The sequence below is a fragment of the Pseudonocardia sediminis genome (assembly GCF_004217185.1).
Taxonomy (GTDB): domain Bacteria; phylum Actinomycetota; class Actinomycetes; order Mycobacteriales; family Pseudonocardiaceae; genus Pseudonocardia; species Pseudonocardia sediminis.
On record NZ_SHKL01000001.1, the window covers coordinates 6,060,527 to 6,072,450 of the forward strand.

The 11,924-nt window shown below is 73.6% G+C and carries 13 protein-coding genes; 6 read left to right on the forward strand and 7 right to left on the reverse strand.

Features of this window, described 5'->3' with window-relative positions:
• Positions 1–39: 39 nt before the first annotated feature.
• Positions 40–1,488, forward strand: a complete 1,449-nt coding sequence (locus tag EV383_RS28360) for an alpha,alpha-trehalose-phosphate synthase (UDP-forming) (protein ID WP_130292877.1) — start codon at positions 40–42, stop codon at positions 1,486–1,488.
• The gene (otsB, locus tag EV383_RS28365) at positions 1,485–2,252 is read left to right on the forward strand and encodes a trehalose-phosphatase (RefSeq protein WP_130292879.1); all 768 of its coding nucleotides are present in this window, start codon (positions 1,485–1,487) and stop codon (positions 2,250–2,252) included. Before EV383_RS28360 ends, otsB begins: the two co-directional genes overlap by 4 nt.
• Positions 2,253–2,269: 17 nt before the next feature.
• Here otsB and EV383_RS28370 read toward each other — a convergent pair whose 3' ends face one another.
• Both EV383_RS28370 and EV383_RS28375 read right to left on the reverse strand, forming a co-directional pair.
• On the reverse strand, positions 2,270–3,166 hold the full coding sequence (locus EV383_RS28370; protein WP_278044856.1) for an MOSC domain-containing protein: 897 nt from the start codon (positions 3,164–3,166) through the stop codon (positions 2,270–2,272).
• A complete protein-coding gene (locus tag EV383_RS28375; protein ID WP_130292883.1) occupies positions 3,163–4,266 on the reverse strand; it encodes a LacI family DNA-binding transcriptional regulator in 1,104 nt (367 codons plus the stop codon). The genes EV383_RS28370 and EV383_RS28375 overlap by 4 nt, the downstream gene beginning before the upstream one ends.
• A 178-nt stretch (positions 4,267–4,444) precedes the next feature.
• Between EV383_RS28375 and EV383_RS28380 the strand changes: the two genes are divergently transcribed.
• From EV383_RS28380 to EV383_RS28390, 3 genes are read left to right on the forward strand one after another with little or no spacing between them, the layout of a single operon-like run.
• Positions 4,445–5,455, forward strand: coding sequence for a metal ABC transporter solute-binding protein, Zn/Mn family (locus EV383_RS28380; protein WP_130292886.1), 1,011 nt, complete (start codon positions 4,445–4,447; stop codon positions 5,453–5,455).
• Between the two features lie 46 nt (positions 5,456–5,501).
• Positions 5,502–6,377, forward strand: a complete 876-nt coding sequence (locus EV383_RS28385) for a metal ABC transporter ATP-binding protein (RefSeq protein ID WP_423213670.1) — start codon at positions 5,502–5,504, stop codon at positions 6,375–6,377.
• Positions 6,378–6,385: 8 nt separating this feature from the next.
• Positions 6,386–7,231 (forward strand): metal ABC transporter permease, encoded by an 846-nt coding sequence (locus EV383_RS28390; RefSeq protein ID WP_130295148.1) that lies wholly within the window; start codon positions 6,386–6,388, stop codon positions 7,229–7,231.
• A gap of 71 nt (positions 7,232–7,302) precedes the next feature.
• On the opposite strand, the gene rlmB is transcribed toward EV383_RS28390, so the two are convergent.
• The gene (gene rlmB / locus EV383_RS28395; protein WP_130292888.1) at positions 7,303–8,268 is read right to left on the reverse strand and encodes a 23S rRNA (guanosine(2251)-2'-O)-methyltransferase RlmB; all 966 of its coding nucleotides are present in this window, start codon (positions 8,266–8,268) and stop codon (positions 7,303–7,305) included.
• A gap of 43 nt (positions 8,269–8,311) precedes the next feature.
• The gene (gene cysS, locus EV383_RS28400) at positions 8,312–9,700 is read right to left on the reverse strand and encodes a cysteine--tRNA ligase (protein WP_130292890.1); all 1,389 of its coding nucleotides are present in this window, start codon (positions 9,698–9,700) and stop codon (positions 8,312–8,314) included.
• Between the two features lie 98 nt (positions 9,701–9,798).
• On the opposite strand from cysS, the gene EV383_RS28405 reads away from it, so the two are divergent.
• Positions 9,799–10,227 (forward strand): VOC family protein, encoded by a 429-nt coding sequence (locus EV383_RS28405; RefSeq protein ID WP_130292892.1) that lies wholly within the window; start codon positions 9,799–9,801, stop codon positions 10,225–10,227.
• A 10-nt stretch (positions 10,228–10,237) separates the two neighbouring features.
• Here the strand turns inward: EV383_RS28405 and ispF are convergent, their stop codons facing one another.
• Genes ispF through EV383_RS28420 form a run of 3 tightly spaced genes read right to left on the reverse strand, consistent with a single transcriptional unit; the run spans position 10,238 to position 11,918 of the window.
• Positions 10,238–10,705, reverse strand: a complete 468-nt coding sequence (gene ispF / locus EV383_RS28410) for a 2-C-methyl-D-erythritol 2,4-cyclodiphosphate synthase (protein ID WP_130292894.1) — start codon at positions 10,703–10,705, stop codon at positions 10,238–10,240.
• Entirely contained in the window at positions 10,702–11,403 is a 702-nt protein-coding gene (gene ispD / locus EV383_RS28415; RefSeq protein WP_130292896.1) for a 2-C-methyl-D-erythritol 4-phosphate cytidylyltransferase, read from the reverse strand. The genes ispF and ispD overlap by 4 nt, the downstream gene beginning before the upstream one ends.
• Positions 11,404–11,426: 23 nt before the next feature.
• Entirely contained in the window at positions 11,427–11,918 is a 492-nt protein-coding gene (locus EV383_RS28420) for a CarD family transcriptional regulator (RefSeq protein WP_130292898.1), read from the reverse strand.
• Positions 11,919–11,924: the final 6 nt, after the last annotated feature.

Genomic DNA, 11,924 nt, shown 5'->3' on the forward strand with positions numbered 1-11,924 from the left:
GGCTCACCGGAGCACGCCCGAGCACCCGAAGGAGGGCATGTGACCAGCGGCAGTACCGAGTCCGCCCCGGAGAACACCCCGTCCGACCTGGTGGTGGTGGCCAACCGCCTCCCCGTCGACCTGGAGACCCTCGAGGACGGCGGCACCCGCTGGAAGCGCAGCCCCGGAGGCCTGGTCACGGCGCTGGAACCGACGCTGCGGGCCCGCGAGGGCGCCTGGGTCGGCTGGCCCGGCGTCCCGGACGTCGACGTCGACCCCTTCAGCGAGGACGGCCTCTCGCTGCACCCGGTGCGGCTGTCCGCGGAGGAGGTCACCGACTACTACGAGGGCTTCTCCAACGGCACGCTGTGGCCGCTCTACCACGACGTCGTCGCCACCCCGGCGTTCCACCGGCACTGGTGGCGGGCCTATGTGCGCGTCAACGAGCGCTTCGCCGAGGCCACCGCGGCGGTCGCCGCACAGGGCGGGACGGTTTGGGTGCAGGACTACCAGCTGCAGCTCGTGCCCGGGAAGCTGCGGGAGCTGCGGCCCGACCTCAAGATCGGGTTCTTCCTGCACATCCCGTTCCCGCCGGTCGAGCTGTTCCGCCAGCTCCCGTGGCGGACGCGGATCATGGAAGGCCTGCTCGGCGCGGACCTGGTCGGGTTCCACACCGACGGCGGCGTGCGGAACTTCCACTGGCTGGCCACCGAGCTGGCCGGGGCCACCCCGGACCGCGACCCGGAGATCGTCCACGTCGGCGACCGGCCGGTGCGGCTCGGCGCGTTCCCGATCTCGATCGACTCCTCGACGCTGGACACGCTCGCCCGCACCGACACCGTCGTGAAACGGGCCGCGGAGATCCGCACCGAGCTCGGGAACCCGTGCCGGATCATCCTCGGCGTCGACCGGCTCGACTACACCAAGGGCATCGACGTCCGGCTGCGCGCCTACCACGAGCTGCTGGAGGAGGAGCGGATCTCCGTCGACGACGCCGTGGTGATCCAGCTGGCCACCCCCAGCCGCGAGCGCGTCGACCACTACCGCCAGATGCGCGACGACATCGAGCTCTCGGTCGGGCGGATCAACGGCGAGTACGCCCGCGTCGGGCACCCGGCCGTGCACTACCTGCACCAGTCGCTGCCCCGCGAGGAACTGGCCGCGTTCTACCTCGCCGCCGACGTCATGCTCGTCACCCCGCTGCGCGACGGCATGAACCTCGTCGCCAAGGAGTACGTCGCGTGCCGCCCGGACGAGCGCGGGGTGCTCGTGCTCAGCGAGTTCGCCGGAGCCGCCAACGAGCTGACCAGCGCGCTGCTGGTGAACCCGCACGACACCGACGGGGTCAAGGAGGCGCTGTACGCGGCGCTGACCATGAACGACGAGGAGGCCGGCAAGCGGATGCGCACGCTGCGCCGCCAGGTCCTCGACCACGACGTGGACCGCTGGGCCCGCTCCTTCCTCGAGGCGCTGGGGGTCGACGTCCCGGACGAGCAGGGGCAGGCGTGAGCGACCTGACCTCCGAGCTCGACCGGCTCGCCGGGGTGCCGGCGCTGCTCGTCGCCCTCGACTTCGACGGGGTGCTCGCCCCGCTCGTCGACGACCCGTCGTCGTCACGCCCGCTGCCCGCCTCCGCCGACGCCGTCCGGGCGCTGGCCGGGCTGCCGGGCACGACCGTAGTCATGGTGTCCGGGCGCGGGCGCGACGACCTCGCGTCGGTGTCGGGGTTCGACGCGCCGGTACGACTGGTCGGCAGCCACGGCGGCGAGTTCGACCCGGACCTGGCGGCGTCGCTGGGGCGGGGCGAGTTCCTGACCCCGGAGCAGCAGGAGCGCCGCGCGGCCCTGATCGAGGAGATGCAGGCCCTCGTCGACGACGTCCCCGGTGCGCGCGTCGAGATCAAGCCGGCCGGCGCCGCGGTGCACGTGCGCGGCGTGGACCCGGTCGCCGGGACGGCCCTGCTGGACCGGGTCCGCCACGGCGCCGCGGCCCGGGACGGGATCGACGCGACCGAGGGCAAGGACGTCGTCGACCTCGCCGTGCTCGTCACGACCAAGGGCTCCGCGGTGGACGCCCTGCGCGCCCACCTGGACGCCGACGCGGTGCTCTTCGCCGGCGACGACGTCACCGACGAGACCGTGTTCAACCGCCTGACCAGCACCGATGTCGGGATCAAGGTGGGCGACGGCGACACCGCGGCATCCCACCGCGTCGCCTCCCCCGAGGAGATGGCCGACGTGCTCACCCACCTGGCGGGGGCGCGGACCGGCTGACCTCGGGCGACGACGCCTCAGCGGCGCGGGCCATCGGACGGGTCGACGGCGTCCAGGATCTCGATCGGGTCGCCGACCCGGATCTCGGCGCCGAGGTCGTCCGGGATCAGGTTGACCCCGAACCACACCTTCTTGTCGAAGCGGCGGTGCCGGGCGAGGGTAACCATCGGTTCCCGGCCCTTGGCCGCCGTGTCCGGGTGCACCGTCGTCAGAACGCAGCGGGCGCAGCCCTTGACCGCGCGGAACCGGGCGTCGCCGATCCGGATCCGGCGCCAGCCGTCCTCGGCGAACGAGGGGAACCCTGTCACGACGACGTTCGGCCGGAACCGCGTCATCGGCAGTGGACCCTCGACGGCGTTCGCGCCGTCGGCGACCCACTCGTTGACCTGCGCGAGCGACTCCTCGGTGGCCAGCAGCAGCGGGAAGCCGTCGGCGTAGGAGACGCGGTCGGCGGCGTCGCTGAAGTCCGGGTCCGGACGGCGGCGGTCCGGGTCGTCGAGGTGCACCAGGCGGACGTCGGCGCCGATCAGTGCGGAGAACCAGGCGTCGGCGACGGGGCCGGCGCGCAGGCCTGCGGTGTCCCAGCGGTGCACCCGCACCGCCATCGGCTCCGCGTCCGGCGACGGCACCGCGACCTGCAACGGCGTCATCCCCGGCGCGGTCATCGTCAGGCCGCCCGGCCCGGGCTCCGGCACGGCGAGCACGAGGCCGGGCTGGGTGCGGGCGGTGGCCATCGTGCCGTCGGGGTGGGCGAGCATCCAGCGGCGGTCGCCGTCCAGGCCCGCGCGCTCGACCCGGGCCCGGTCGACGGCCAGGCCCCGGCAGGACTTCACCGGGTAGCGGTGGATCGCGGTGAGCGCTCCGGCGTCGAGGATCCGGCCGCCGTCGCGCAGCGCGGAGGGAGAGGTGCTCACCATCCGGAGAAGAACTCCCCGGACTGGCGCAGCGCGCGGCTCGTGGTCCCCTCGACGAGCTCGGTGGGCAGCGTGACCTGCTCGGAGGTGTTGCGGTCGCCGCGTTCGAGGAGCAGACGGCCGGCCTCGCGTCCCTTGTCCCGGAACGGCTGGCGGACCGTGGTCAGCCCGATCCGCTCGGCCTCGGGAATGCCGTCGAACCCGGCCACGCTGAGGTCCTCCGGCACCCGCAGGCCGCGCTCGCGGGCCTCGCGGAGCGCACCGATCGCGAGGAGGTCGGAGGTGCACACGAGCGCCGTGATGTCCGGCCGGGCGTCGAGCAGTGCCTTCGCACCCGCCGCACCGGCCTCCTCGGAGTGCTCGAACCGCTCGTGGACGGGCACGTCGGCCCAGTCGACGCCGACCTCGTCGAACGCGTCGCGCAGCCCGGCCAGACGCTCGCGCTGCACGCTGTAGGTGCTGCCCGTCTGACGGTCGAGGTCGGCCGGACCGTCCTGGCGACGGGCGCCCAGGCGCATGCACAGCACCCCGACCCGCCGGTGCCCCAGCCCGCTCAGGTGACGGCCGAGCGCGAGCATTCCGGCCCGGTCGTCGACGCCGACCCGGTCGACGCCCTGCACCCCGGACGGCTGGTCGCAGACGACGGTCGGCAGCGGCCGCTGCAGCACGGCCTGGAAGTGCGGGTCGTCCTCGCTGACGGAGTAGACGACGAAGCCGTCCACACCGGCCTGGTAGACGGCGTCGACATCGGAGTGCTCCGGGCTGACCGGGACGAGCAGCAGGCCGGTCCCGGCCTTCTCGCAGGCCAGGGCCAGTCCCTCCAGGAACCCGGTCGCGCCCGGGTCGCGGAAGGCGAAGCTCAGGGCCTCGGTGAGCAGCAGGCCGACGGCCCCGGCCTTGCGGGTGCGCAGCGAACGGGCGACCGGGTCCGGGCCCGGATAGCCGAGCCGGCGCGCCGCCTCCAGGACCCGCTCGCGCAGCGGGGCGGATAGCTGGTCGGGACGGTTGTAGGCGTTCGAGACGGTGGTCCGGGAGACGCCCAGCTCGGCGGCGAGCGACGCCAGGGTCGCCGGCCGTCGGAGGTGGGGGGACCCGGTCATCCCGCAGACGTTAACGGGCGCACCACCTCGGGTGGAAGTCGCGCGGGTCGAGGTGATCGGGAGACCGACGTACCTCACAGATCCGTCGCGGGTCCGATCAGCGTCTCACACGCTAGAGTGAAGTGACAACGGTTATCAATAAACTCATGCCTACTCGTTGATATGGAGCACTCCCACCATGTCCGCTGCTCTCCCCCGCACCGCCCGGCTGGTCGCCGGGCTGGCCGCCGTCACCCTCGGTCTGACGGCCTGCGGCTCCTCCGACACCGGATCCGGCGCCGCCGCTCCGAGCGGTGACGCCGCCCCCGGGCAGATCCAGATCGTCGCGTCCACCGACGTGTGGGGCTCGGTGGCGAAGGCCGTCGGCGGCGACCGGGTCGCGGTCACCTCGATCATCGACAGCCCGGACAAGGACCCGCACGAGTACGAGGCCACCCCCACCGACGCGACCGCCGTCGGCAAGGCCGGACTCGTCCTCGTCAACGGCGGCGGTTACGACGCCTTCATGACCGGCCTCGTCAGCGCGTCCGGCAACAAGGCGCCGGTCGTCGACGCCGTCGCGCTCTCCGGGCTGGAGGGCGCCGACACCGCGGCCGAGGGACACAGCCACGAGGGCGAGGCCGCGGGCGAGGAGGCCGGGCACGAGCACGGCGCGTTCAACGAGCACGTCTGGTACAGCCTGCCCACCGTGCAGAAGGTCGCGAACGACGTCGCGACCCGGCTCGGCGCGATCGACCCCGCCGGGGCGGCCACGTTCACCCAGAACGCCCAGCGCTTCGACGGCGCCGTCACCGGGCTCGTGCAGAAGGCGGGAGCCATCGGCGCCGCGCACCCGGGCGCGAAGGTCGCCGTCACCGAGCCGGTCCCCGGCTACCTGCTGGAGGCCGCGAAGCTGCAGGACGTGACCCCGGAGGCCTTCTCCGAGGCCGTCGAGGAGGGCAACGATCCGCCCGCCGCCGTCCTGCAGCAGACGCTGGCCCTGTTCACCGCGCAGCCGCCGGTCTCCGCCCTGGTGCTCAACGGGCAGACCCAGTCCCCCACCACCGACCAGGTCAAGCAGGCCGCGACCACGGGAGGCGTGCCGGTTGTCGAGGTCACCGAGACGCTGCCGGAGGGCACGACCGACTACGCGACCTGGATGAACGCCCAGATCGACGCGCTGTCCGGGGCCCTGGCCAAGGCGCCGTGACCCACCGGGAGCCGGAGCGCCGGGACGGGGGGAGGAGGCTGGGGCGGTGACCACCGACATCGGACGCGACACGCACCGCGTCGCCGGCCGGAGGACCGACGCCCCGTCCGCGCTGTCGCTGCGCGGCGCCGGGCTGGCGTTCGGCCGGCGCACGCTGTGGTCGGGGCTGGACCTCGACGTCGCCCCGGGCGAGTTCGTCGCCGTGCTCGGGCCCAACGGCTCGGGCAAGACGACCCTGATGCGGGTGCTGCTCGGGCTGCTCGACCTCTCCGAGGGCGAGGTCCGGGTGGCCGGGAGCGCGCCGAGGCGGGGCAGCCCGGAGATCGGCTACGTGCCGCAGCAGAAGCCGCTGGACCCGGACCTGCCGCTGCGCGGGCGGGACCTGGTCGGGCTCGGCCTGGACGGCCACCGGTTCGGCCTCGGCCTGCGCGGGCGCGCCGAGCGTCGTCGACGGGTGTCGGCGGCCCTGGAGGCCGTCGGCGGGACGCACTACGCGAACTCGCCGGTCGGGCGACTGTCCGGCGGCGAGCAGCAGCGCCTGCGGGTGGCGCAGGCCCTCGTCGGCGACCCGGCCGTGCTGCTCTGCGACGAACCGCTGCTCTCGCTCGACATCTCGCACCAGCGCACGGTGACCCGTCTGATCGACGAGCGCCGTCGCGCCACCGGCACCGCGGTGCTGTTCGTGACCCACGAGATCAACCCGGTGCTGCCGCTGGTGGACCGGGTGCTCTACCTCGTCGACGGCCGGTTCCGGATCGGGCCGACCGAGGAGGTCATGACCTCCGAGGTGCTCTCCGAGCTCTACCGCACCGACGTCGACGTCCTGCGCGTGCGCGACCGGCTGGTGGTCGTCGGCGCCGAGGACGGCCCGGTCGACCGGCACGACACCCACGGGGACTCCGGCGAGGCGGTCGCGTCGTGAACGACCTGCTGTCGCGGCTGATCAGCTTCGAGGGGCTCGGCGAGCTGCTCGAGGCGCCGTTCGTGCAGAACGCCCTGATCGCCTGCGCCGTGCTCGGCCTGGTCGCGGGGCTGCTGACGCCGTTGATCGTCTCGCGCGGGATGTCCTTCGCCGTGCACGGCACCGCCGAGCTGGCGTTCACCGGCGGTGCGGCGGCGCTGCTGGTGGGGATCGAGGTGGGTCTGGGATCGGTGGTCGGCGCCGTCGTGGCGGCCATGGTGTTCGGGCTGCTCGGCCTGCGCCAGCGCGAGCGGGACTCGGTGATCGGCGTCGTGATGGCGTTCGGCCTGGGCCTGGGTGTGCTGATGCTCTCGCTCTACGAGGGACGGGCGTCGAACAAGTTCGGGCTGCTCACGGGCTCGATCGTCTCCGTCGACGGGACGAACCTGTGGGTGCTCGCCGTCGTCGCCGTGGTGGTGGTCGGGGTGCTCGCGGTGGTGTTCCGGCCGCTGCTGTTCGCCAGCACCGACCCCGACGTCGCGCTCGCCCGCGGCGTGCCGGTCCGCGCGCTGTCGCTGATGTTCGCCGTCCTGATCGGGCTGACCACGGCGCTGGCCGTGCCGATCGTCGGCTCGATCCTGGTGCTCGCGGTGATGATCGTCCCGGGTGCCGCGGCGAACCGGGTGACGGCCAACCCGGCCCTGGCCACACTGCTCGCGGTCGTCATCGCCGAGGTGTCGCTGCTCGGAGGCACGATCCTGTCGCTGGCCCCGGGCCTGCCGGTCTCCGGCTACGTCGCCACGATCGGCTTCCTGGCCTACCTCACGTGCCGCCTGGTGGCGCGCCTACGCGGCCGGACGCCGGTCCGCGCCTGACCCGCCCGCAACGAACCGCACCCTCGTCGGACAGTGTCCGACGAGGGTGCCGTTGGTTCGGGCGAGCGGGCTCAGCCGATGCGACGGCGACGCGCCACGTCCGCGAGGACGACGCCCGTCGCGACCGCGGCGTTCAAGGACTCGACCTGTGCGGCCAGGGGGATCGAGACCGTCAGGTCGCAGGTCTCCTTGACCAGGCGCGACAGCCCCTTGCCCTCGGACCCGGTGACGAGCACGAGCGGGCCGGTGGCCAGGTCGAACTCGTCGAGCGAGACGTCACCGTCGGCGGCGAGCCCGGCGATCATCAGCCCGGCCTGCGCGTACTCCTGCAGGGTCCGGGTCAGGTTGGTGGCACGGGCGACCGGCAGGCGGGCCGCGGTGCCGGCCGAGGTCCGCCACGCCACGGCCGTCATCCCGGCCGCGCGGCGCTGCGGCACGACGACGCCGTGCCCGCCGAACGCGCTCGCCGACCGGACGACCGCACCCAGGTTCCGCGGGTCGGTCACCCCGTCGAGGGCGACGATCAGAGCCGGGTTGCGGCTGTTCGCGGCACGCTCGAGCAGCTCGTCGGGGTGGGCGTAGGCGTACGCCGGGACCTGCAGCGCGATGCCCTGGTGCAGGGCGCCGCCGGCGATCCGGTCCAGGTCGTTGCGCGGCACCTCCATGATGGACATGCCGGCGTTCGCGGCCAGCGCGATCGCCTCGGTGACCCGCTCGTCGTTGGCGCTGCCCTCGGCGACCTGCAGCGCCGTGGCCGGCACACCGGCCCGCAGGCACTCGACGACCGGGTTGCGGCCGAGCACCGTCTCCGGCGTCTCGCCGTCGCCCGGACGGTGCCGGCGGCCGGCGACCTTCTGGTTGCGACGGTCCGCCGCGGCGGCGCGGCGCTGCTTCGGGTGCCCGGGGCGCATCTCGCCGGGCGGGGTCGGGCCCTTGCCCTTCAGCGCGCGGCGGGACTGCCCACCGGACCCGGTGACGGCGCCCTTCTTCGTGCCTTCCTTGCGGACGGCTCCGCGACGCTTGGAGTTGCCGGCCATGAGTCGTGTACTTCCGATCTGATGATGAAGTGGGTGCGGTGGCTCAGGAGTCCTTGAGCGACCAGGTGGAACCGCCCGCGCCGTCCTCGACGGCGACACCGGCGGCGAGCAGCTCGTCGCGCAGCCGGTCCGCGGTCGCGAAGTCGCGCGCCGCCCGGGCCTCGCGGCGCTGGTCGAGCATGGCGTCGACGAGGGTGGACAGCGCCTGGCGGGCGGCGTCGTCGGCACCGGAGTCGCACGCGATCGCGAGCGGGTCGACACCGAGCAGGCCGGTCATCGCCCGCACGCAGGACGCGGAACGGCTCGCCGCGGCCGCATCGCCGGCGTCGAGGGCGGTGTTGCCCTCGCGCACCGCGTTGTGCACGACGGCGAGCGCGCCCGGCGTGCCCAGGTCGTCGTCCATCGCGGCGGCGAACTCGGCCGGGACGTCGGCGGCCGCCTCAGGGACGCCGTGGCGCTCCCGGACCCGGTTCACGAACGCCTCGATCCGCCGGTACGCCGATACCGACTCGTCCAGCGCGGCGTCGGAGTACTCGATCGCCGACCGGTAGTGCGGGCCGACCAGGTAGTAGCGCAGCTCGACACCGCGCACCCGCCCCAGCAGCGCCTCGATCGCGAGCGTGTTGCCCAGCGACTTCGACATCTTCTCGCCGCCCATGGTGACCCAGGCGTTGTGCAGCCAGTACCGCGCGAACCCGTCGCCCGCGGCGTGCGACTGGGCCTGCTCGTTCTCGTGGTGCGGGAACACCAGATCCAGGCCGCCGCCGTGGATGTCGAACTCCGGGCCCAGGTAGGCGGTGGCCATCGCCGAGCACTCCAGGTGCCAGCCCGGGCGGCCGGCGCCCCACGGCGTCGGCCAGCTCGGCTCGCCCGGCTTCGCGGCCTTCCACAGCGTGAAGTCCAGCGGGTCGCGCTTGCCGGTGGCCTCGCCCTCGCCCTGCGCGACGTCGTCGACCTTCTGCCCGGACAGCGCGCCGTACTCGGGGAACGTGCGCACCGCGAAGTAGACGTCGCCACCGGCGGCGTAGGCGTGCCCGCGCTCGATCAGACGCTCGATCAGCTCGGTCATCTGCGTGACGTGCCCGGTCGCCCGCGGCTCGATCGACGGCGGCAGGCAGCCCAGCGCGGTGTAGGCCGCGGAGAACGCCCGCTCGTGCGTGGCGGCCCACTCCCACCACGGACGTCCGTGGTCGGCGGCCTTGCGCAGGATCTTGTCGTCGATGTCGGTGACGTTGCGGACCATCAGCACGTCGTTGCCGGCGTGGGTGAGCCAGCGGCGCAGCACGTCGTAGTTCAGGCCGCTGCGGACGTGCCCGATGTGCGGCAGCCCCTGCACCGTGGCCCCACAGACGTACATCGACACGGCTCCGGTCCGCAGCGGCATGAACGCACGCTGCTCCCTGGTCGCTGAGTCGAGAAGTCTGAGGCTCACATCACCAGGGTACGGACGTCCCTCGGGAGCCCACCCGCCACCCGGGCAGTTCCGGTTCGTCCAAGACCGGCTCCCCATCGGTGCGCCACGCTGGGACGATGACCGAGATACAGCAGCTCTACCCCCGTCTCGTCGTCGACGGCGCCGACGACGCGATCGCGTTCTACGCCCGGGCGTTCGGCGCCGAGCTCGTCGAGCGCTACACCGACTCCGCGGGGCACGTCGTGCACGCCCTGCTCCGCGCGGGCCCGGCGGTCTGGGCCGTCAAGGACGCCGACGGCCACGACCCGGCCCCGGGGTCCGGTGGGGCGTCGGTGATCCTGGCGCTCCACGTCGCCGACGCCGACGCCGTCGCCGCGGCGGTCGTGGACGGCGGTGGGACGGTGATCTTCGAGGTGAGCGACCACGAGTACGGCGAGCGGGGTGGGCGCGTGTCCGACCCGTTCGGCCACGTCTGGATGCTCGCCACCCGCACGGAGGACCTCACCCCGGACGAGATCCAGGCCCGCACCGTCGCGAACCACTGACCGGCGCCGGTCAGCCGTTCGGCAGCAGCAGGGCCGTCGCGACGGCGGCGCGGCCCTCACCTCGGCCGGTCAGGCCCAGGCCGTCGGTGGTGGTGCCGGAGACGGCGACCGGGCCGCCCACGACGCCGGAGAGGACCTGCTCGGCCTCGGCCCGGCGCTTGCCGATCTTCGGGTCGTTGCCGATGACCTGCACCGCGGCGTTGCCGACCGTCCAGCCCGCTTCGTCGAGCAGGCGGCGGACCTCGGTCAGCAGCGCGGTCCCGCTCGCCCCGGACCACTCCGGGCGGCCGGTGCCGAACACCGCGCCCAGGTCGCCGAGGCCGGCCGCGGAGAGGAGCGCGTCGCAGAGCGCGTGTGCGGCGACGTCGCCGTCGGAGTGCCCGGCGCAGCCGTCCACGCCGGGCCACAGCAGGCCGGCCACGTGACAGTCACGGCCGGGCTCGACCGGGTGCACGTCGGTGCCGATGCCGACCCTCATGAACGCTCCGGAGTCAGGGGGACGGGGGCACCGGCGAGCAGCAGCTCGGCGATGCGCAGGTCCCAGGCGGTGGTCACCTTGAACGCGACCGGGTCACCGGCGACGGTGTGCACGTCCTCCCCGAGCGCCTCGACGAGACCCGCGTCGTCGGTGAGCGCGCCGGTGACGCCCGCGTAGGCGCGGACGAGATCGGACGCGCGGAAGCCCTGCGGGGTCTGCACCGCACGCAGGGCGGAGCGGTCGACGGTCGCGGTGACGACGCCGCCGGCGTCGACCCGCTTCACGGTGTCGACCACGGGCAGGACCGGGATCACCGCGGGGAGGCCGGAACGTACGGCCGCCACCACCCGCCGGACGACCTCGGGCGGGGTGAGCGGGCGGGCGGCGTCGTGCACGAGGACGACGTCCACATCCGACGCGAGCTCACGGAGACCGGCGGCCACCGACGCCGTGCGGTCCGCGCCACCCGGAACCACGGTCACGGGACGGCCGGGGAACAGCGACGCGGCCGCCGTCACCTCCGAAGAGGGGACGACGACCACCACACTGCCGACCACGTCGGACTCCAGCAGGCCGTCGACGGCACGGAGCACCATCGGCCGGCCACCGAGGTCGACGAACGCCTTCGGCACCCCCGCACCCAGCCGCAGGCCGGAGCCTGCGGCGGGCACGATCGCCGCGACACCCGACGGGTCCACCGCCGTCACCGCGTCGGGGGAGATCAGGCGTTCGCGGTGGCGAGCACCTCGTCGAGCAGGACCTCGGCCCTCTCCTCGTCGGTGCCCTCGGCCAGCGCGAGCTCACTGACCAGTATCTGCCGGGCCTTGGCCAGCATCCGCTTCTCGCCCGCGGACAGCCCCCGGTCCTTCTCACGGCGCCACAGGTCGCGGACGACCTCGGCCACCTTGTTCACGTCACCCGAGGTGAGCTTCTCCCAGTTCGCCTTATATCGGCGGGACCAGTTCGTGGGCTCCTCGGTGTGCGGCGCACGCAGCACCTCGAAGACCCGATCCAGGCCTTCCTGACCGACCACGTCGCGGACGCCGACGACCTCGACGTTGTCCGCGGGAATGCGTACCGTCAGATCACCCTGAGCGACCTTCAGGACGAGGTACTGAACATCCTCACCCTTGATCGTTCGAGTCTCGATCGCCTCGATGAGTGCGGCACCGTGGTGCGGGTAGACGACGGTCTCTCCGACCTTGAAAACCATGTGTCC

Excerpts from the sequence above, each read along its gene's own strand:
- EV383_RS28405 (WP_130292892.1), top strand. The coding sequence starts at position 9,799 with ATGACCGAGATACAGCAGCTCTACCCCCGTCTCGTCGTCGACGGCGCC.
- ispF (WP_130292894.1), bottom strand. The coding sequence starts at position 10,705 with ATGAGGGTCGGCATCGGCACCGACGTGCACCCGGTCGAGCCCGGCCGT.
- EV383_RS28380 (WP_130292886.1), top strand. The coding sequence starts at position 4,445 with ATGTCCGCTGCTCTCCCCCGCACCGCCCGGCTGGTCGCCGGGCTGGCC.
- rlmB (WP_130292888.1), bottom strand. The coding sequence starts at position 8,268 with ATGGCCGGCAACTCCAAGCGTCGCGGAGCCGTCCGCAAGGAAGGCACG.
- EV383_RS28375 (WP_130292883.1), bottom strand. The coding sequence starts at position 4,266 with ATGACCGGGTCCCCCCACCTCCGACGGCCGGCGACCCTGGCGTCGCTC.
- EV383_RS28420 (WP_130292898.1), bottom strand. The coding sequence starts at position 11,918 with ATGGTTTTCAAGGTCGGAGAGACCGTCGTCTACCCGCACCACGGTGCC.